19 protein-coding genes are annotated in these 19,534 nt (G+C 48.1%); all 19 read right to left on the minus strand.

Going from position 1 to position 19,534, the window contains the following annotated elements:
* Nucleotides 1–7 precede the first annotated feature (7 nt).
* The 19 genes from H2R00_RS06230 to flhA all read right to left on the minus strand — a co-directional run bounded on the left by H2R00_RS06230 (nt 8) and on the right by flhA (nt 19,506).
* A complete protein-coding gene (locus H2R00_RS06230) occupies nt 8–1,726 on the minus strand; it encodes a proline--tRNA ligase (RefSeq protein ID WP_182070673.1) in 1,719 nt (572 codons plus the stop codon).
* Nucleotides 1,727–1,834: 108 nt separating this feature from the next.
* On the minus strand, nt 1,835–3,100 hold the full coding sequence (rseP, locus tag H2R00_RS06235; RefSeq protein WP_182070674.1) for an RIP metalloprotease RseP: 1,266 nt from the start codon (nt 3,098–3,100) through the stop codon (nt 1,835–1,837).
* A gap of 6 nt (nt 3,101–3,106) precedes the next feature.
* Nucleotides 3,107–4,258 (minus strand): 1-deoxy-D-xylulose-5-phosphate reductoisomerase, encoded by a 1,152-nt coding sequence (dxr, locus tag H2R00_RS06240; RefSeq protein WP_154999843.1) that lies wholly within the window; start codon nt 4,256–4,258, stop codon nt 3,107–3,109.
* 46 nt (nt 4,259–4,304) lie between these two features.
* Nucleotides 4,305–5,108, minus strand: coding sequence for a phosphatidate cytidylyltransferase (locus tag H2R00_RS06245; RefSeq protein ID WP_182070675.1), 804 nt, complete (start codon nt 5,106–5,108; stop codon nt 4,305–4,307).
* Nucleotides 5,109–5,120: 12 nt separating this feature from the next.
* Complete coding sequence (locus H2R00_RS06250; protein WP_182070676.1) at nt 5,121–5,903, minus strand: undecaprenyl pyrophosphate synthase; 783 nt, start codon at nt 5,901–5,903, stop codon at nt 5,121–5,123.
* Between the two features lie 129 nt (nt 5,904–6,032).
* A complete protein-coding gene (frr, locus tag H2R00_RS06255; protein ID WP_412056282.1) occupies nt 6,033–6,575 on the minus strand; it encodes a ribosome recycling factor in 543 nt (180 codons plus the stop codon).
* Nucleotides 6,576–6,591: 16 nt separating this feature from the next.
* Nucleotides 6,592–7,314, minus strand: a complete 723-nt coding sequence (gene pyrH, locus H2R00_RS06260) for a UMP kinase (RefSeq protein ID WP_020451416.1) — start codon at nt 7,312–7,314, stop codon at nt 6,592–6,594.
* Nucleotides 7,315–7,461: 147 nt separating this feature from the next.
* Nucleotides 7,462–8,343 (minus strand): translation elongation factor Ts, encoded by an 882-nt coding sequence (tsf, locus tag H2R00_RS06265; protein WP_075752805.1) that lies wholly within the window; start codon nt 8,341–8,343, stop codon nt 7,462–7,464.
* Nucleotides 8,344–8,443: 100 nt separating this feature from the next.
* Complete coding sequence (gene rpsB, locus H2R00_RS06270) at nt 8,444–9,184, minus strand: 30S ribosomal protein S2 (protein WP_043926390.1); 741 nt, start codon at nt 9,182–9,184, stop codon at nt 8,444–8,446.
* 151 nt (nt 9,185–9,335) lie between these two features.
* The gene (locus tag H2R00_RS06275) at nt 9,336–9,848 is read right to left on the minus strand and encodes a DUF6115 domain-containing protein (RefSeq protein WP_182070678.1); all 513 of its coding nucleotides are present in this window, start codon (nt 9,846–9,848) and stop codon (nt 9,336–9,338) included.
* A gap of 95 nt (nt 9,849–9,943) precedes the next feature.
* Nucleotides 9,944–10,708, minus strand: coding sequence for a FliA/WhiG family RNA polymerase sigma factor (locus H2R00_RS06280; protein WP_003181822.1), 765 nt, complete (start codon nt 10,706–10,708; stop codon nt 9,944–9,946).
* Between the two features lie 22 nt (nt 10,709–10,730).
* A complete protein-coding gene (locus tag H2R00_RS06285; protein WP_182070679.1) occupies nt 10,731–11,237 on the minus strand; it encodes a chemotaxis protein CheD in 507 nt (168 codons plus the stop codon).
* On the minus strand, nt 11,234–11,863 hold the full coding sequence (locus H2R00_RS06290; RefSeq protein ID WP_003181818.1) for a chemotaxis protein CheC: 630 nt from the start codon (nt 11,861–11,863) through the stop codon (nt 11,234–11,236). Before H2R00_RS06290 ends, H2R00_RS06285 begins: the two co-directional genes overlap by 4 nt.
* Before the next feature lie 10 nt (nt 11,864–11,873).
* Nucleotides 11,874–12,350: a chemotaxis protein CheW gene (locus tag H2R00_RS06295; RefSeq protein WP_003181816.1), complete on the minus strand. Its 477-nt coding sequence runs from the start codon at nt 12,348–12,350 to the stop codon at nt 11,874–11,876.
* Between the two features lie 23 nt (nt 12,351–12,373).
* Complete coding sequence (locus H2R00_RS06300) at nt 12,374–14,395, minus strand: chemotaxis protein CheA (RefSeq protein ID WP_182070680.1); 2,022 nt, start codon at nt 14,393–14,395, stop codon at nt 12,374–12,376.
* A gap of 5 nt (nt 14,396–14,400) precedes the next feature.
* On the minus strand, nt 14,401–15,474 hold the full coding sequence (locus tag H2R00_RS06305) for a protein-glutamate methylesterase/protein-glutamine glutaminase (protein ID WP_154999837.1): 1,074 nt from the start codon (nt 15,472–15,474) through the stop codon (nt 14,401–14,403).
* Nucleotides 15,471–16,358, minus strand: coding sequence for a MinD/ParA family protein (locus tag H2R00_RS06310; protein WP_182070681.1), 888 nt, complete (start codon nt 16,356–16,358; stop codon nt 15,471–15,473). The genes H2R00_RS06305 and H2R00_RS06310 overlap by 4 nt, the downstream gene beginning before the upstream one ends.
* Before the next feature lie 2 nt (nt 16,359–16,360).
* Complete coding sequence (flhF, locus tag H2R00_RS06315; protein ID WP_154999835.1) at nt 16,361–17,473, minus strand: flagellar biosynthesis GTPase FlhF; 1,113 nt, start codon at nt 17,471–17,473, stop codon at nt 16,361–16,363.
* The gene (gene flhA / locus H2R00_RS06320) at nt 17,470–19,506 is read right to left on the minus strand and encodes a flagellar biosynthesis protein FlhA (RefSeq protein ID WP_154999834.1); all 2,037 of its coding nucleotides are present in this window, start codon (nt 19,504–19,506) and stop codon (nt 17,470–17,472) included. The genes flhF and flhA overlap by 4 nt, the downstream gene beginning before the upstream one ends.
* Nucleotides 19,507–19,534 lie beyond the last annotated feature (28 nt).

Here is a 19,534-nt window from a genome sequence, read left to right on the forward strand (position 1 = left end):
AACAGGTTTAAGAGTGAGAAGATAAGCTCTTGACTTGTTTTTCGATGAAGTCCGGAAGCTCATCAGCAGCGACTTCAAAGGATTCTCCGGTTTTGCGGATCTTCACTTCAACAACGCCTTCATCAGCTCTCTTTCCGACCGTGATGCGGATCGGCAGACCGATCAAATCGGAATCTGCAAATTTAACGCCGGCCCGTTCGGCACGGTCATCAAACAGTACGTCGTAGCCGTTCGCTTTAAATTCTTCATACAGCTTTTCGGCAAGCTGAACCTGCGCGTCATTTTTCATGTTAAGCGCGAGGATATGCAGGTCATACGGCGTCACTTCCAGCGGCCAGATCAAGCCTTTATCGTCATGATGCTGCTCAACGATGGCAGAAAGCGTCCGGGAAACCCCGATTCCATAGCAGCCCATCAGCATCGGCTGAGCGCGTCCGTTTTCATCAAGGTATGTTGCGTCCATCGCTTCAGAATAGCGGGTGCCGAGCTTAAAGACTTGTCCGACTTCGATTCCTTTTGCAAAACGGATCGTTCCGTTTCCATCCGGTGAAGGGTCTCCTTCCTGGATAAAGCGGAGATCGGCGAATGTCACATTGTGCACATCCCGGCTGATATTCACGTTTTGATAATGGTAATCTGTTTTATTCGCTCCTGCTGCTGCGTTTGCCATCGCCTTCACAGCAAAGTCTGCAAAGATTTCGATTTCGCGGTCGAGTCCAACCGGTCCGACAAAACCGGGCTCAGTACCTGTTATCTCAGCAACCTCTTCGGCGCTCGCGAATTCGATCGTTTCTGCTTGAAGCAGGTTCTTCACCTTAACATCGTTGACTTCGTGATCCCCTCTCGTCAAGACGAGGACAAAACGTCCGTCTGCTTTCATCAGCATTGATTTCATGCAGTCTGACGGGGATATGCCAAGAAATGCGGCAACTTCTTCGATCGTTTTTACCGAAGGTGTGTGAACTTCCTGCAGCTCTTTCATTTCAGCCTGCCCGCCAGCATCGGTTTCTTTCACTTCAGCCATTTCAATGTTGGCAGCGTATGAAGACTGATCAGAGTACGCAATTGTATCTTCACCGACATCTGACAGTGCCATAAATTCATGGGTATCCTTTCCGCCCATCGCGCCTGAATCTGCAATGACCGGTCTGAAATTCAGGCCGCAGCGCGTAAACACATTCGTATACGCCTGGTACATATCATTGTACGTTTCATCAAGGCTTTCGGCGGAGGAATGGAAGGAATACGCATCCTTCATGATGAATTCGCGGCCTCTCAATAGACCGAAGCGCGGGCGCTTTTCATCGCGGAATTTCGATTGAATCTGGTAAAGGGTCAGCGGAAGGCGCTTGTACGATTTCACTTCATCTCTGACGATGCTTGTGATGACCTCTTCGTGTGTCGCGCCAAGGGCAAATTCGCGGCCGTGGCGGTCTTTCAGCCTCATGAGCTCAGGACCGTACGTGTACCATCTTCCCGATTCCTGCCAAGTTTCCGCCTGCTGGAGCGCCGGCATCAGCATTTCGACGGCATTGATTTTCTCCATTTCTTCGCGGACAATGCTCTGGATTTTATGAATGACTTTATTGGCAAGAGGCATATAGCTGTATACGCCGCTTGTGTTTTGTCTGATAAACCCCGCTCTGAGAAGAAGCTGATGGCTTTTCGCTTCAGCATCAGCCGGCACTTCGCGGAGCGTAGGAATTAAAGTCCTGCTCTGTCTCATTCGTTCGCACCTCATTTGTTTCAGTTGGTTACTTTTTGAGTCGGGAACGGCGTCCCTAAAAAAGAGCCTTTTAAAAGGCTTGGCTGCACTTAAAAAAGGCAATTGGTTTTACAGAAATAAGCGCTGGATATCGTTCCATGTGACGACAAGCATTAAGAGCATCAAAAATGCGACGCCGATGAAGACGACAAACGCTTCTTTCTCGCGGTTGATCGGCTTTCCGCGGATCGCTTCAATAAACAGGAACAACAGTCTTCCGCCGTCCAGCGCAGGGATTGGCAGAAGGTTGACGATCCCGAGGTTGATGCTTAAAAATGCGGCCAGCTTCAGCAGGTTGATAACGCCTGTCTTGGCCACTTGGTCTGTCATGTCATAAATGCCGACAGGACCGGCCAGCATGTCGATTGAGAACTGTCCCGTGACGAGCTTTCCGAGATTGGTCACGATGCTCTGCGCAACTGTCGCCGTTTCGGTCGCACCGTAGGAAATCGATGCCAGGATTCCTGTTTTCACCGGGTTGTAAGCGCCGAATCTGCCGACGGTTTCATCCCCCGCCTTGACTGCTTCAGGTGTTACGTATTTCGTCAGCTTGACATTGTCGCGCATCACAACGATTTTCAGTTCTTTTTCAGGGTGTTCCCTGACTGTGTTGACAATATCCGTCCACGATCTCATCTTCTCGCCGTTGATCGTTTGAATGCGGTCTCCTTCCTGGAGCCCTGCTTCCGTCGCCCGTCCGTTGTCTATCAACTTGCCGAGCACCGGCTCGTCAGACGGCACTCCCTGCATCAGTCCGAGCATCACGAGAATGACATAAGCCAAAATAAAGTTCATAATCGGGCCGGCCGCAATCGCTTTTATACGCTGCCAAACCGTTTTTGAATGGAATTGGCGGTTGTAAGGGGCGATCTGGACTTCTTCCCCGTCTACGATGAAAAAGGACGTTTCACTGACAGAAAATGAAGAGAGATGATCTTCATTGCCGTGTTCATAGCCCGTAATCCTCATCTGGTGCTCCAGGTCAGCCTGCTCGACTTCGATGACCAATGCGTCAGGATACTTTTCTTTTTGGTTGATAATGATCTTTTCGACTTTGTTTTCGCTGTCGAACAAGAGCCCGACCGTATAACCGGGCTTCACTTCAATCATCTCAGGATCTTCGCCGGCCATTCTGACAAAGCCGCCGATCGGAAGAAGCCTGATCGTATAAACGGTCTCATTTTTCTTAAACGAAAAGATTTTCGGACCGAAGCCGATAGCAAACTCCCGGCACAGTATTCCGGCTCTTTGAGCAAGGATGAGATGACCAAGCTCATGGAAAAATACGAGCGTTCCAAAAATAAGAATAAACGCGATCACAGTATTCACGAACATACCACCTTATGTGAGTAATGTTTGGACAAACTTTCTGGCGTCTTTGTCCACTTCACGGATCTCTTGAAGACTCGGCTTTGCGATCACCTGATGGCGTTCCAAAGCTTTTTCGATGATGTCTTCAATTCCGAGAAAGGAAATCCTGCCCGAAAGAAATGCCGCAACGGCTTCCTCGTTGGCCGCGTTTAAAACAGTCGGCATTGTACCGCCTATTTTACCTGATTCATAAGCGAATTGTAAGCAGCGGAACCTTTCAAAATCAGCTTGGGCAAAATTCAGCTGTCCGACTTCCCAGAGTTCAAGGGATTTGGCCTCATCAAACGGCAGGCGTTCCGGATAGCTGAGCGCATATTGAATCGGCACTCTCATATCAGGTGTGCCAAGCTGAGCGATGACGCTTCGGTCGTGGAATTCCACCATTGAATGAATAATGCTTTCTTTGTGAAGGAGGACATCGATCTGGTCATAAGGCAGATCAAACAGCCAGTGCGCTTCAATGACCTCGAGCCCTTTATTCATCATTGTAGCCGAATCGACCGTGATTTTTGCACCCATCGACCAATTTGGGTGATTGAGGGCTTCTTCCACTGTGACGCCTTCAAGTTCCTGCCTTGTTCGGTCCCTGAAGCTGCCGCCTGATGCCGTGACGATCAGCCGTTTGATATGCTTCGGATTTTCCCCTTGAAGGGCCTGGAAAATCGCGGAATGTTCGCTGTCGACAGGCAGCAGCGGGACATCGTATTTTTGGGCGTGTTCTTTCACTATATGACCGGCTGTTACGAGAGTTTCCTTATTTGCAAGCGCAATTGTTTTTTTATGCTCCATCGCCTTTAAAGTCGGCAGAAGGCCGACGCTGCCGACGAGAGCGTTGACGACGATATCCGCTTCCGGGATAACGGCCGCTTCGATTAAAGCTTCCTCCCCGATCCCTGTGTTAAAGGTGTAGGAGAAAGAATGCTGTTTTAATGTTTCATATGTATGCTCATCCCCGACGCCTACATACTTCGGTTTAAAGGTTTCAATGATTTCTGCCGCTTTTTCGGCGTTTTTGCCGAAAGTCATGGCGGTCAGCCGAAACTTATCGTCATGCGCTTTGATCACATCAAGCGTCTGTTCTCCTATGGAGCCTGTCGCCCCCAATAGACATATGTTCTTCAAAATTGCCGCACCTCTGTTTCTTTCTAGCTATCAGTACCCTTTTCTATCATAGCCCGAACGGCTGAAAAAGAACAAGCAGGAAGTATAGAACCGGCATGACAAATAAAAAGCTGTCAAAGCGGTCCAGCATTCCGCCGTGTCCCGGGAGGATCCGGCCCGAGTCTTTCACCTGGTAATGCCTTTTGAAAGCAGACTCGGCCAAATCGCCAATCTGACCGACGATTGATAAAAGCACGGTAATGATCAGCACAAACAGATAAGCGTGCGGAAAACCTGTGGCAGCCTGATAAATCGCGGAAAAAACGACCGCTGTTAAAATTCCGCCCCAAAAGCCTTCAACCGTTTTGTTAGGACTGATTTCAGGCCAGAGCTTCCGCTTTCCAAACGCCTTTCCGATAAAATAAGCGCCGGAATCTGTCGACCAGACGACGCCGATCGCGAAAAAGACATAACTGAGTCCGATGTTTCTGATTTCAATAAAGTAATAAAACCCGAATCCGATATAAACTGCTGCGAGCGCCACGAATGCCGCTTCGTCAAAAGTAAACGAGTTTTTGCTGAGCACCGTATATGCCAAAAGCAAAAGGACGGCCAAAAAGACGACCTCCCCTTTGGTTATACCCAGCCCCGCGTTTTCCGCGTATTGGCTTGGATACAGCAAAACCGCCAAAACCAGCAGGCTGATGATACCCGGAGCGCTGATAAGCTTCAGGCCTTTCATTCTTAAAAGTTCAAATAGAGCGAGTATACCTATTGCATAAACTAGCAGGGTGAACGGCAGCTCGCCGAAAATCACGAGCGGCAGAAAAACCGCTGCCGCGATCACACCCGTCAATATTCTCTGTTTCATCTGCACCATCCTCTAAATTCCGCCAAACCTTCTCCCGCGACGCTGATATTCTCCGATAGCCTGAAGCAAGTGAACCTCTTTAAAATCAGGCCACAATACATCGGTAAATAAAAATTCGCTGTAGGCAAGCTGCCAAAGCATGAAGTTGCTCAGCCTGATCTCGCCGCTTGTGCGAATCAGCAAATCAGGGTCCTGCAAAGATTCTGTCATCAAATAATCGGAAAATAGCTTTTCGTCGATTTCCTCGGTATTCAATGTGCCTTTTTTCGCTTCTTCGGCAATTCTCTTTGCGGCTCTGACGATTTCTGCACGTCCCCCGTAATTCAATGCAAAATTAAGAATAAGTCCGTCATTGTTCTCCGTATCACGGATGGCTTTTTCAACCGCGCGGATCGTGTGGGGCGGCAGTCCTTCCCTATCGCCTGTCATGCGGACCCGGACATTTTCTTCGACCAGCTCCGGGAGATACGTTCCCAGAAACTCTTCAGGCAGCTTCATCAGAAAGTCAACCTCAAGCTTTGGACGCTTCCAATTTTCCGTCGAAAAGGCATACAGCGTCAACGCTTTGACACCGAGCTCATTGGCAAGCTTTGTCGTCTGTCTGACCACCTTCATGCCTTCGTGATGACCCGCGATGCGGGGCATCGCCCGTTTCTTTGCCCAACGGCCGTTTCCGTCCATAATAATGGCGATATGTTCAGGAATTTCTCCTTTTAAAATATTTTCTTTTGTGTAACATTCCATGTTGGAAGCAGCTGAATGCTGATTCTTCCAATTTTTGAGTATATTGAGCATGAGAGTCCTCCATCACCCAAAAGGTTGCTTTCCTGTTATATCGTTCTAGATAACAACAGTATTAACAAAAAAACCCCCTGTAAACATGAGAGGGTCTTTTCACTATTATCTATTGTACAGAGTTTTTCATTAAACTTCCATGATTTCTTTCTCTTTATCTTTTGTGATCTCATCAATTTTTGACACATATTCATCTGTCAGCTTTTGTACGTCTTCCGTTGAAGAGCGCAATTCATCCTCAGTCATTTCACCATTTTTCTCTAGTTTTTTCAGATCGTCATTCGCATCGCGGCGGATGTTGCGGACCGCGACTTTAGCATCTTCCGAATATTTTTTCACGAGCTTGGCAAGCTCTTTTCTGCGCTCCTCAGTTAGAGCAGGGATCGTGATCCGGATGATGTTGCCGTCGTTTGACGGAGTTACGCCCAGGTCGGCTTTTTGAATCGCTTTTTCAATATCGCCGAGCGCCGTTTTGTCATATGGTGTGATGAGGAGCATGCGCGCTTCCGGCACCGTAATGGACGCGATCTGGTTTAAAGGCGTTTGCGCTCCGTAGTACTCAACTGTCACTTTGTCCAGCAAAGACGGATTTGCACGTCCTGCACGGACAGTGGCCAATTCGCGCTGATAAGCGCCTATCGCTTTTTCCATCCGTTCTTTTGTTTCATTCATCACTTGAGTTGACACGTTATTTCCCCCTTACGATTGTACCGATTTGTTCGCCTAATACGGCTTTTTTAATATTTCCTTCTTCCATAATAGAAAAGACGATCAGCGGGATGTCGTTATCCATGCAAAGTGAAGAAGCGGTTGAATCCATGACAGCCAAACCGTCTTTTAACACATCGAGATAAGACAATTTTTCATATTTTACGGCTGTTTCGTCAGTTCTAGGATCGGCATTGTATACACCGTCGACATTATTTTTGGCCATTAAGATGACGTCGGCTTCGATTTCAGCCGCTCTGAGCGCTGCTGTCGTATCCGTTGAGAAGTATGGATTGCCTGTACCGGCAGCGAAGATGACGACGCGCTTCTTTTCAAGATGGCGAATCGCTTTTCTTCTTATGTATGGCTCAGCGACCTGCCGCATTTCGATGGATGTCTGAACTCTTGATTGAATGCCGAGCGTTTCAAGGCTGTCTTGCAGCGCAAGGGAATTCATGACCGTTGCAAGCATTCCCATGTAGTCCGCTGTTGCGCGGTCCATTCCGAGATCGCTGCCCGTTTTTCCGCGCCACAGGTTGCCGCCGCCGACGACGACCGCCACTTCAACATCAAGCTCGGCGATTTCTTTCACCTGTTTGGCGATGGACTGGATCACGGTCGGGTTGATGCCGTTTCCCTGTTCACCCGCAAGGGCTTCTCCGCTAAGCTTTAATACGATACGATTATACTTTGGTTTTTCCATAATAACCTCCAAGTGCATGCTTGCCGTTATTTATTATGCAAGAGAAAAAAAGGTTTGTAAACTGTTTTAAAAATAGGGACACAAATTGTGTCCCCTATTCTCCTTGAAAAGACCTTGCCGTGTGTTTTAAGCAAGCGCTTTTCAATCTTATTTTTTCACTTGGTTCATAACTTCTTCAGCAAAGTTTTCTTGGCGTTTTTCGATGCCTTCTCCAACTTCGTAGCGGACGAATGTTTCAACTGTTGCGTTTTTCGCAGCAACGACCTGTTTCACTTTTTCATCCGGGTTTTTAACGAATGCTTGATCAAGCAGGCAGATTTCTTCGAAGTATTTGTTCAGGCGGCCTTCAACCATTTTAGCGACGATGTTTTCAGGCTTGCCTTCTTGAAGCGCCTGCTGAGTCAAGATTTCGCGCTCGCGGTTCGCTTCTTCTTCTGACACTTGGTCGCGGGAAATGAAGCGAGGGTTAACAGCCGCAACGTGCATCGCGATGTCTCTTGCTGTTTCTTCGTCAGTTGTGCCGTTAAGGACAGTCAATACGCCGATTTTTCCGCCCATGTGCAGGTATGCGCCAAATGCAGCGTCATCGCCTTTTGTCAGGACAGCGAAGCGGCGAAGCGTGATTTTTTCTCCGATTTTAGCAACCGCGCTTGTGATGTATTCTTCTACAGTTGAACCGTTAGCCATTTTTTGGGCCATAGCAGCCTCAACGCTTTCAGGCTTTTCAGCAAGAATGTGGTCAGCCAGGTCGTTTAAAAGCTCTTTGAAGCCTTCGTTTTTCGCAACGAAGTCCGTTTCAGAGTTCACTTCAAGAATAACGCCTGTGTTGCCGTCGGTTTTGATCAAAGTCAAACCTTCAGCTGCGATGCGGTCAGCTTTTTTGGCAGCCTTTGCGATTCCTTTTTCTCTTAGAAGATCGATCGCTTTATCCATGTTGCCGTCAGTTTCAGTTAACGCTTTCTTGCAGTCCATCATGCCTGCGCCAGTTTTTTCGCGAAGCTCTTTTACCATTTGTGCAGTAATTGCCATTTTTGATTTCCTCCTTATATATCAAACAAAATATGTAAATGTTGATCTGGTGAAAAAAAAGGTGATAAAAGGCAGACCCCCTTATCACCTTTTGACCAGGTTAAGCAGTTGTTGTTTCAGTTGTTTCTGCTTCTTTCGCTTCTGTTTCAGCTGTTTCTTCGCCTTGTTTTGCTTCAAGGATGGCATCTGCCATTTTAGAAGTCAGCAATTTAACAGCGCGGATGGCGTCATCGTTCGCAGGGATGACAACATCGATTTCATCTGGATCGCAGTTTGTGTCAACGATTCCGATGATCGGAATGTTCAGCTTGCGCGCTTCTGCAACCGCGATGCGCTCTTTGCGAGGATCGATGATGAACAGTGCGTCAGGAAGCTCTTTCATTTCTTTGATTCCGCCGAGGAATTTTTCAAGACGCTCTAATTCTTTTTTCAATTGAACGACTTCTTTTTTAGGAAGTACGTCAAATGTGCCGTTTTCCTGCATTTTTTCGATATCTTTAAGGCGTTTGATACGCTTTTGGATCGTTTCAAAGTTTGTTAATGTACCGCCAAGCCAGCGTTGGTTGACATAGTACATTCCAGAACGTTCCGCTTCTTCTTTAACAGAGTCTTGAGCTTGCTTTTTCGTACCGACGAAAAGGATTTTTCCTCCGTCAGCTGCAAGGTTTTTCGTGAAGTTGTATGCTTCTTCAACTTTTTTGACTGTTTTTTGAAGATCGATGATGTAGATTCCGTTACGCTCCGTGAAGATGTAACGCTTCATTTTTGGGTTCCAGCGGCGCGTTTGGTGGCCGAAGTGAACACCAGCTTCAAGCAATTGCTTCATAGAAATGACTGACATGTGTTATTTCCTCCTAATATAATGGTTTTTTTCCTCCGCTTAGGTCATTTTTATGCAGGACTGTACGAGAAGCGCACAGCACCGCTTGCATAAATCGTTAAGCGTGTGTAATTAACACCAAGAAATAATATAACATAAGCTTTCTCGACAATCAAGAATCGTTTTTCAGCTTTCCGCGAAATTTTAAGAAAAGCTCGATTTCTGTTTTCCCGCTTTTCAGCTGTCTTGCGATTTCCTCCGGAGAGAGCCCCTTTTCATATAATGCGAGAGCTTCTTCTTCATAGGATATGGATGCTTCCTGCTCCTTTTGATTGAGCTCATCCTCTTCCTGCTCCACCTCGTTGATCATCGCTTCGATGTGAAGCGGCAGATCGCGCGATTCGTCCGCTTCCGGAAGGACGGGGGGTTGAGCAGGAATGTCAGGCTGTGTTTGCGGTCTTTGCGGCTTTTCTTCGGCATTCGCCCGAATCTCCTGAACGAGTTTTTCATTTTCGTCTTTTAACTCCATCAAAAAAGCGGTCAATGTATTCTCGGTTTCTTCCAAAAGCTGTTTTTGCTCTTTCTCCGCGGCCTTAAAAGCGCTGAGCCTCGTATTCAGAATGATGACGAAATAAATCAAAATACCGTGGAGCGTAAAGCTCACAAGCCATAATATTGTTGACATATTTTTCACTCGCTAACCATGAAATTTAATCAAAAAAAGACTTCCCGTCTGACGCCTTAAAAAATGCTGCCGGTTTTATGCCGACAGCTTACATGTTATTGTACCACTTTATCCAGCAGATGCTTCAATTTCAAAAGCGCCTTGGAGTGAATCTGTGAAATGCGGGAAGTCGACAAATTCAAAACCTGTCCGATTTCCGTCAGCGTCAGCTCTTCTTTATAGAATAAGCTGATCACGAGCTGCTCTTTTTCTGAAAGCTCGTTTATTTTTTCTGCAAGCTGGGAGATCAGTTCGTCTTTGAGCATTTTTTCTTCAGGCGTGCTCGTTTTGTCGTCCCTTATCATCACCTGGACATTCTCCCCGTCTTCATGGTCGTGAAGCTTCTCATCAATTGAAAGGAGGTTCGCAAAGAAACCTTCATTGATTGTGGTCACGACGTCTTGTTCGCTCATTCCCAGCTCAGCGGCGATTTCGCTCGGCGAAACATTTCTTAGGTAACGCTGTTCGAGCTTTTCGATCGCAGCTTCCACTTTCTTCGTTTTTTCACGGGATGTTCTCGGAAGCCAGTCTTCTTTGCGAAGGCCGTCGATAATAGCGCCTCTGATTCTGAAGGAAGCGTATGTATCAAACTTCAAATCCCTTCCCGGATCAAATTTTTCAAGGGCATCATACAAACCCAGCATGCCAAGGCTGACCAAATCGTCTTTATGAACGGACTTGGGCAAGCCGACGGCTATCCGGCCGACATGATATGTCACAAGCGGCATATAGCGGCGGATTAAATCATCGCCTGCCTGAGGATCTTTCCATTCTTTCCACCGCGACCAAAGCATCTGATCTTCATAGTTCAAGGATTGCATCTTTATCCCCCTATATTGCATATTAAATCGTCGTTACACCTTGTTTAACTGTCCGGATGACAAGTTCTGCTGATTGCGGATCGAACTCAATCGTCCTTCCGCTGCTTCCGCCTGTATCCTCGCTTACAATCGGAATGTTTAAGAGAGATAGATGTTTTTTAATCGCAAGCACATTTCTTGGCCCGACTTTCATCAAATCATTTGTCATCTTAAATTTAAACATTTCGGCTCCTCCGGCCATTTTCGCTTTCAAAGCGTATTTTCGGCATCCGGCTTCAAGCAGCATCTTGACCGTTGCTTCGACGGCTGTGTCCGCGTATTTTGCCACGTTGATGTCAGGCGTCTTGGATAAGGAAGAGTCGGGAAGCATGACGTGGACGAGACCGGCCGTCTTTGCTTCCAAATCATAAAGCACGAGTCCGACGCACGAGCCGAGACCCGATGTCCTGATCTTGTCGGGCGTGCGGACAATTTTTACATCGGCAATTCCCACTCTGATGATCGATGTTTCTTTTTCTAAGATTTTCATAGCGCTGCACCCAATGCATGAAAGAGCTTTTCAAAAGAATCATAGTCCGGCAGAAGGAACAAATGCGCTTTTACTTTCCGGTTGTGCTCCTCGTCAAAAATGGAGTTGTCGATGACGATGACCTGGTCTCCGACTTGGCTGAGCTCGATCAGCCCTTCGCTGATGACGGCTCCAAACATATCAAGCGTCAGTTCTGGGACGCTCGGGTACATTTGCCGGTTTGTCAAATCAGCGAGAGCGGTCAAATAAGATCCCGCCATAATGTTTCCGAGTTCGTGCAGGGCAGAGGCTCCGATATCATTCGGCGTCATGCTGTCAATCTCGAATTCCGGATTGCCGACAAGCTCCCTGATCAGCTGCTCGGCCTCTGAAAAAGGCATGATCACGAACATAGAACCAGGAAAATCCCCTTCCATGCGCAAAAAGATGCTTGCGACAGGAAGGTCTGCACCGCCGAATAGGTTGACAAGCTCATCAAACGACATCAGCTTGACAAACGGCACTTCCATTTCGATTTTCCTGTTCAGCAACAGAGCCAGGGCGGAAGCGGAATGGCCCGCCCCGATATTCCCGACTTCCCGCAATATATCAAGATGCTCTTCTCTAATTCCGTTAAATACGCTCATCATCGGCTCCTTATTTCTTCACATTTTCAGAAGCGGCGGCAAGGCTCGACTTCCGGTTTAAAACAGCTTCAGAGTCAATCAGATTGAGAAGTCTGGACCCTTGCTTGACGATGCCTTTAATCCATTGCCTGCCGTCTTTTCCTACCGTTTCGGGAGCCGATTCAATTTCCTCTTCCTCGACGGTGATGACATCGTTCGCTTCATCCACCACCCAGCCGACTTCAATGTCCTGATGGGTGATGATGATGATTCTCGTTTCATCTGTAATCGTATCTCCAGGCGCTTCAATCCGCTTTCTTAAATCGATGACAGGTGTGACAACACCTCTCAAATTAATGACGCCGCAAATATACGGTTCCACTCCCGGCACCCTTGTTGGCTGCTGCCATTTTTCAATGGACATCACTTCGGATACAGAGATGGCATACTCTTTATGATTTACTTTGAACACAATCATTTTTTCACCGGTGGTAGTCTGTGTGGTCAAGAGGATCGCTCTCCTTTCGCTTTCTATTTAATAAGGGCGTTGCAGTCGATGATCAGGGCTACTTGTCCGTCTCCCAAAATCGTCGCGCCGGAAATGGCAAAGACGTTTGTTAAATAATCGCCGAGTGATTTTAAGACGACTTCCTGCTGGCCGATAAAGGAGTCGACAACAAATGCCGTCAGCTTGTCTCCTTTTTTCACGACGATGGCGTGAAGCTGATCAAGATCATCTGAAGAATCCTCAACATTAAACTGTTCTTTCAGGTAAACCACCGGTACGATATGGCCCCTGAAGTCGATCACTTCGCGATCGTGCGTCTGAAGAATATCTTTCTTATCGATGACAGCCGTTTCTATAATAGAAGAAATCGGAATCGCAAACGTTTCATTTTCAAGTTTGACTAACAGCACGGATATGATCGACAGTGTAAGCGGAAGCTGAATGGAGAAAAGCGAACCTTCGCCTTCGCTCGATTTGATGCTGACAGAACCGCCCAATGATTCCAGCTTGCTTTTGACAACGTCCAAGCCGACCCCGCGTCCTGAAATATCCGAGATTTGATCTGCGGTTGAGAATCCCGGCGCAAAAATGAGTGCGTCGATTTCATGATCTTCGATCGTTTCGGCGTCACGTTCAGTAATAACGTTGCGCTCAAGCGCTTTTTCGAGCACCTTTTTGCGGTTGATGCCGGCGCCGTCATCCTCCACCTCGATAAAGACGTGGTTCCCGCTGTGGTATGCTTTGAGGCGGACTTGACCCGTTTCAGGTTTACCGTTTTTCACCCTGACTTCAGGCGCCTCGATCCCGTGATCAAGGCTGTTTCTCAAGAGATGGACAAGCGGGTCGCCGATTTCGTCTATTACCGTTCTGTCAAGCTCTGTTTCCGCCCCGAAAATCGACAGCTCGATCTTTTTATTTAATTCTTTTGTCAGCTGGCGGACCATGCGCGGGAAGCGGTTGAATACCGTTTCAACCGGAACCATTCTCATATTGAGGATGATCGATTGCAGGTCGCCTGAAATTCTTGTCATCCGTTCGACGGTTTCCGTTAATTCGCCGTGTTCAAGTTCTTTGGCGATCTGCTCTAAGCGCCCCCTGTCAATGACCAGCTCCTCAAACAGGTTCATTAATGAATCGAGGCGGTCGATGTTGACGCGGATCGTCTTCGTTCCCCCGCCTGCTGCAGGTTTCGCCGCTTCTTTTTTGCCGTCCGGCTGCTTCGCCGGTTTTTTCTCCGCCTCTTTCGGTGCGGTTTGCTTTTCAGGTGCGGCAGGCTTCGCTTCTTCCTGTGCCGAAAAATCGTTTTTCAGCTCGGTCACTTCTATTTTTTCGATTTCAGATACGCCGTTGATTTTGTTGAAAATCTCTTCTTCCCCGTGCTTGCTTAAAAAGCAAACGACGAATTCGGAATCAAAATCTTCCGATTCAAGGACTTCCGTTTCCGGAATCGTTTTAACGACTTCGCCGATTTCGTTCAGCTGCTCAAATACCATGTACACCCGAACGCCCTTCAACAGACAGTCCTCTTTCAATGCAACATTGATTTCGTAACATTTAAAGCCTTGTTCCTCAGCTTCGGCGATGACCGTCCGCTGAAATTCGTCATAGGCCCATTTCGTTTCGGAAGATGCCGCTTCAGGCGCTTCTGCCGATGCGGCTGTCTCCTTGTTTGCGCCTGTCACATCAAGCTTGGCGCAGACTTCGGAAACGTCTCTTTTGCCATCGCCCCCTTCAATGATCGAAAGGACAATCGCTTCAAGGTCATCGAGCGCTTCAAACATGACGTCCATCCACTCTGATGTGATGGTCATTTCTTCATTCCGGATCGCGTCCAGCACGTTTTCCAGACTGTGCGTTAAATGAGCCATGTCTTCATAGCCCATCGTTGCGCTCATCCCTTTCAAGGTATGAGCCGCTCTGAAAATATCATGGACAAGCTGCAGGTCTGTAGGATTTTTTTCGAGTTCGAGCAATTTTTCGTTACAGGTTTGCAAATGTTCTCTGCTTTCTTCAATAAAGACGTCTAAATATTGATTCATATCCATATGAGTCACGCCCTCTCTTTTTTCATATACGTCATAATGGCTGCGGCAATCTCATCAACATGCTTGATGTCGTTTGCAAGCCCGTTGTTAATGACCGATTTCGGCATTCCGAAAACGACGGACGACTCGGCTGCTTCGGCGATCACCGTTCCGCTTCCATGTTTCAAAAGGCCTTTTACGCCTTCTGTTCCGTCGCTTCCCATCCCCGTCATAATAACGGCGATTTTTTCAAAATCTCGAAGTGAGGCCAGGGATTGGAACAAGTAGTCAACAGAAGGCTTGTGGCGGCTTTCTGTATCGCGGTCATCGAGCGTGATCACCAATTCGCCCTTTTCAAGGCCGACCGCCATGTTTTTCCCTCCGGGTGCAATGTAAACCCAGCCGTCTTTCGCTCTCTCACCGTTTTCAGCCTCCTTCACGGTTACTTCTGAGAGGTGGTTCAGCCTGTTCGCTAATGAGGCCGTAAACCCCTTTGGCATGTGCTGAACGACAAAAACAGGCGCCTTCAACGTTTTAGGAAGCTTGGGAAGCACTCTTTGCAGCGCCCTCGGTCCCCCAGTCGATGTACCGATGCAGACGAGCTGTTTTCCAGCCCGAAAGCGGACTGAATCGCTGCCGCTTACCAGAGGCTGCTTCGCTGTCTCAATGGCGGGCTTTGAGATCGGAACAGGCCGGCCTTTCAGTTTCACCCGTCCTGCTGTCAAAACCTTCTCAGTCAGCATGTCTCTTACTTTGTATAAATCAATTGAAATCGAGCCCGACGGCTTCGCGACGAAATCGATCGCCCCGAGCTCAAGACATTCGATCGTGATATCCGCCCCCTGCTGCGTCAGGCTCGATACCATGATAACCGGAAGCGGATCGCTTGCCATGATCCTTTTCAATGTTTCTTTTCCGTTCATCACAGGCATTTCAATATCCAATGTGATCACGTCCGGACGGAGCTCCTTGATTTTTTGGAGCGCTTCCTCGCCGTTTCTTGCCGTTCCTGCTACAGCAATCTCGTGATTGGATGTTAAAAACTTGGTGATCATGTTTCTCATAAAAGCAGAGTCGTCAACGACAAGAACACGAATCATAATGTATTGCCCCTCCTCAGGAATGAAGATAATTTATCGATAAAGGACCGGTTTTCGCCCATTTCCGTTCTGCCGTTATGAAGCAGCGATTCTGCCAGCAGATAAACCGCCCTGCTCGGCTTTGAACGCGGATTCTTCATCAGAAACGGCTGCTGCTCCACAACGGCTCTCGATACCAGGGGATCCTCAGGAATCGGCCCTGCATATGCAAGCTTTTGCTGTAAAAAAGCGTTTACCGTGTGGGAAAGGCGGAGAAAGGCAGAAATTCCGTCTTTTTGGGTTGTACAGCGATTGACAACGACTTTGAGCTGAAGATCGCGTCCGGTTAATGCCAAATGCTTGATCGCGCTGTAAGCGTCCATGATGGATGTCGGCTCCGGCGTGGTGACGACCAGAATTTCATCCGCTGACAGGACGAATGGCAGCTGATCTTTTGACAGCCCCGCTCCCATGTCAAAGATGACATAATCGAAGCTTGTCAAAGCCCTCGTCAATTCCTTCAGAAAAAACGTCCAGTTTTCCCTGTTCAATTCGAACATCGCATCCAGCCCTGTTCCGCCCGAAATGTATTGAAGGCCTCGCGGGCCGGCTGACAAGGCGCGCTCAAACGGCATTTTTTGCTGAAGGAGATCCATCACGGTGTAGAGCGATTGCCGGTCGATCAGAATATCGATGTTTCCCATACCGACATCAAGATCGATCAACAGCACGCTCTTTCCTTTTTCCAAGAAGGCGAGAGCCGTATTCAGCGATACGTTCGACTTCCCGACGCCTCCTTTTCCGCTCATGACAGCGAGCGTTTTCGCTTTTGGATGAGCGATAGCGGCGGGCGGTTCGGCGAAGCGCTGCCCCATCCGCCTTCGTAAGCTTTCTGCCTGATCCATGTTCAACACCCCGTAAGCAGTCTGACAAATGATGCATTTGACAAGTAGCGGATATCTTCCGGAACATTTTGTCCGTTTGTAATATAGCCGAGGCCGATTCTCGATTCGGCGAGCAGATTCATGACGCTTCCCAACGAATCGGTTTCATCCACTTTCGTGAATATCAACTGATCGATCGGAATGCTTGAGAACTGCTTAATGAGCTCCTTCATATCCTCGTACTTGCTTGTCGCGGACATGACGAGAAACGCCTGTATCTTACGCTCAAACGGAATGATTTCCTTCAGCTCCCTGACATATTGCCCGTCTTTGAAATTCCGGCCCGCCGTATCGATGAAGACGTGGTCAAAATCAGTGAACTTTTGCTGGGCCGCTTTAAATTCTTCTTTCGTGTAGCACACCTCGAGCGGCGCATTCAGAAGCTCGGCATATGTCCTGAGCTGTTCAACCGCTGCAATCCGGTACGTATCCGTTGTGATAAAAGCGATTTTTTTCTGCTTTTCCAGCACAGAAGAAGCGGCGAGCTTTGCCAATGTCGTCGTTTTACCGACTCCGGTCGATCCGAAGAGCACGACATATTGCGAATGAATCGCCACGTCCTGTTCCTGATTGACGGGAAGAAGATCTGCCAAAGCATCTGTTAAGTGCGCCAGTGCCTTATCATCCGTCCACTCTTCGCCGTTTCTTAAAGAAGTGCTGACCAACCGGCCGAGCGCTTTCGTACGGATGGCTGGCGATACCCCTTGCTTTGCCAGAAGCTGGTCCGCCTTTTTCAGCGGCTCAGGCAGCACATCAACAGGCTGCTCATGCTGCCGCATTTCCAGCAGTTCTTTCAGCTCTTTCACTTGGCTTGCCAAATCAAGGTGGTCCGGCTGCGGGACAGGCGAAGGACTTTGTTCACGGAAAACGGGCTTTTGCCGGTCTGGCTTCCTTGCGTCGGAAAAGTCCTGATCGACAACCGCGATCACTTCAACCCCGGTTTTTTTCACAAAGCCGAGAAATTTTCTCGTTTGAATCTTTTTAGAATTCAAGATTACGGCGTCATTTCCGAGCTCCTGTATAATTTGCTTTGTGGCTTCCTGCATAGAACCAGCTACAAATTTTTTGATTTTCATTGAATATCCACCACTCCGATGCTTTGAACTTCTACATTGGCTTCCAATTCGTTATAGGAAAGAACCGGCAGATCAGGGAAATAGCGCTCAAGCAGCTGTTTGACATACATTCTGACAGGCGGCGAACATAGAAGGATCGGCACTTCCTGCCTTAATGAGAGCTGTTCGATTTCTCTTGCTACAGATTGAATGATATTTTCGGATAATGCAGGTTCAAGAGATAAAAAGTTGCCGTGTTCAGTCTGCTGAATTCCTTCCGCCACGGCCTTTTCGACGCGGCCCGAACAAGTCACCACTTTCAGCGTCTCATTTTCCTTCGCATATTGGGCGGTGATCTGCTTGGCAAGAGCCTGTCTCACGTACTCGGTCAGCATATCTGAATCCGTCGTCAGTTTTCCGTAGTCGGCCAGCGTTTCAAAGATTGTCACCAAGTTCCTGATCGATACTTTTTCTTTCAGAAGTTTTGCCAGCACTTTCTGTATATCACCGACAGACAGCGGATTCGGCGAGACCTCTTCGACCAGTACAGGATAAGATTCTTTCAAGTGGTCGATCAGCTGTTTCGTTTCCTGTCTTCCGATCAGTTCATGGGCGTGTTTTTTCACCTGCTCTGTAATATGGGTCGACACGACTGAAGCCGGATCGACAACCGTATAGCCGAGCATTTCGGCCTGATCTTTCTGAGATTCCGGTATCCATTTAGCCGGGAGGCCGAAGGACGGTTCGATCGTGTCAATCCCTTCGATCTGATCGTCTTCGCCTGTCGGAGACATCGCCAAAAAGTGATCGAGGAGAAGCTCGCCTTTCGCGACTTCGTTTCCTTTAATTTTGAGCCTGTACTCGTTCGGCTGAAGAGCGATGTTATCCCTGATTCTGACGACCGGAATGACGAGCCCGAGTTCAAGCGCGAGCTGGCGCCTGATCATGACGATCCTGTCTAATAGGTCGCCGCCCTGATTTGCATCTGCAAGCGGAATCAATCCGTAGCCGAATTCAAATTCGATCGGATCAATATCGAGCAAATGGACGACGCTTTCGGGGCTTTTTAATTCGTCCACTTCAGCTTCTTCCTCAAGGATATCCTCCACTTTTTCCTTCTCTTCACCGGCTTTGGAGAGCATATAGCCGCCGATGGCGAGAAGAAGAGCCAGAGGGCCTGTCAGGAGAATGCCGATCGGCGTGAAAATCCCGAGCAGGAAAATCGTTCCCGCCGTTACATACAAAAGCTTTGGATAGGCAAACAGCTGGCCTGTAATATCGTGGCCGAGGTTTCCTTCCGATGCTGCTCTTGTCACGACGATACCCGTCGCCGTTGATATCAAGAGCGCAGGCAGCTGAGAGACGATTCCGTCGCCTACAGACAAGAGCGTAAAGTGTGAAGCGGCTTCCTGAATGCTCATCTGTTTTTGCAGCATGCCGATGACAATTCCGAAAAGGACGTTGATGAGGACGATGATGATCCCTGCGATCGCATCCCCTTTCACGAATTTGCTCGCTCCGTCCATCGCGCCGTAGAAATCAGCTTCACGCGCCACCTTCTCGCGGCGCACTTTCGCTTCCTGCTCGGTCACCATTCCGGCATTCAAATCGGCATCAATGCTCATCTGTTTCCCCGGCATGGCGTCGAGGGTGAACCTGGCAGCAACTTCAGATACCCGTTCCGCCCCTTTCGTTATGACGATAAATTGGATAATGATCAAAATGATAAAGACAACGAGACCGACCAAAACGTTCCCGCCGACAACGAAAGACCCGAACGTCTCGACTACTTTTCCCGCATCTCCGTTGGACAGAATCGAACGCGTCGTCGATACATTCAGCCCGAGACGGAACAGCGTCAAGAGGAGCAGCAAAGAAGGAAAAATCGAAAATTGCAGCGGTTCTTGCATGTTCATTGTGGTGAGAAGCACGATTAACGCAAGAGAAATATTAACGATAATTAAGATGCTCAACATCCATGTTGGAAAGGGTATGATAAGCATTGCCACAATGAGGACAACGCCGGATAAAATAGATAAATCTCTTGCAGACATGCTGTTTCTCTCCTTTTAAAACTGAAAA

Source organism: Bacillus haynesii (assembly GCF_014042035.1).
Lineage (GTDB): Bacteria > Bacillota > Bacilli > Bacillales > Bacillaceae > Bacillus > Bacillus haynesii.

Bases quoted from the DNA above. Each gene is read 5' to 3' on its own strand.
- H2R00_RS06230 (WP_182070673.1), bottom strand. From the start codon at position 1,726: ATGAGACAGAGCAGGACTTTAATTCCTACGCTCCGCGAAGTGCCGGCT.
- rseP (WP_182070674.1), bottom strand. From the start codon at position 3,100: ATGTTCGTGAATACTGTGATCGCGTTTATTCTTATTTTTGGAACGCTC.
- H2R00_RS06245 (WP_182070675.1), bottom strand. From the start codon at position 5,108: ATGAAACAGAGAATATTGACGGGTGTGATCGCGGCAGCGGTTTTTCTG.
- H2R00_RS06250 (WP_182070676.1), bottom strand. From the start codon at position 5,903: ATGCTCAATATACTCAAAAATTGGAAGAATCAGCATTCAGCTGCTTCC.
- frr (WP_412056282.1), bottom strand. From the start codon at position 6,575: ATGAATGAAACAAAAGAACGGATGGAAAAAGCGATAGGCGCTTATCAG.
- pyrH (WP_020451416.1), bottom strand. From the start codon at position 7,314: ATGGAAAAACCAAAGTATAATCGTATCGTATTAAAGCTTAGCGGAGAA.
- tsf (WP_075752805.1), bottom strand. From the start codon at position 8,343: ATGGCAATTACTGCACAAATGGTAAAAGAGCTTCGCGAAAAAACTGGC.
- rpsB (WP_043926390.1), bottom strand. From the start codon at position 9,184: ATGTCAGTCATTTCTATGAAGCAATTGCTTGAAGCTGGTGTTCACTTC.
- H2R00_RS06275 (WP_182070678.1), bottom strand. From the start codon at position 9,848: ATGTCAACAATATTATGGCTTGTGAGCTTTACGCTCCACGGTATTTTG.
- H2R00_RS06280 (WP_003181822.1), bottom strand. From the start codon at position 10,708: ATGCAATCCTTGAACTATGAAGATCAGATGCTTTGGTCGCGGTGGAAA.
- H2R00_RS06285 (WP_182070679.1), bottom strand. From the start codon at position 11,237: ATGAAAATCTTAGAAAAAGAAACATCGATCATCAGAGTGGGAATTGCC.
- H2R00_RS06290 (WP_003181818.1), bottom strand. From the start codon at position 11,863: ATGAGCGTATTTAACGGAATTAGAGAAGAGCATCTTGATATATTGCGG.
- H2R00_RS06300 (WP_182070680.1), bottom strand. From the start codon at position 14,395: ATGGATATGAATCAATATTTAGACGTCTTTATTGAAGAAAGCAGAGAA.
- H2R00_RS06305 (WP_154999837.1), bottom strand. From the start codon at position 15,474: ATGATTCGTGTTCTTGTCGTTGACGACTCTGCTTTTATGAGAAACATG.
- H2R00_RS06310 (WP_182070681.1), bottom strand. From the start codon at position 16,358: ATGGATCAGGCAGAAAGCTTACGAAGGCGGATGGGGCAGCGCTTCGCC.
- flhF (WP_154999835.1), bottom strand. From the start codon at position 17,473: ATGAAAATCAAAAAATTTGTAGCTGGTTCTATGCAGGAAGCCACAAAG.
- flhA (WP_154999834.1), bottom strand. From the start codon at position 19,506: ATGTCTGCAAGAGATTTATCTATTTTATCCGGCGTTGTCCTCATTGTG.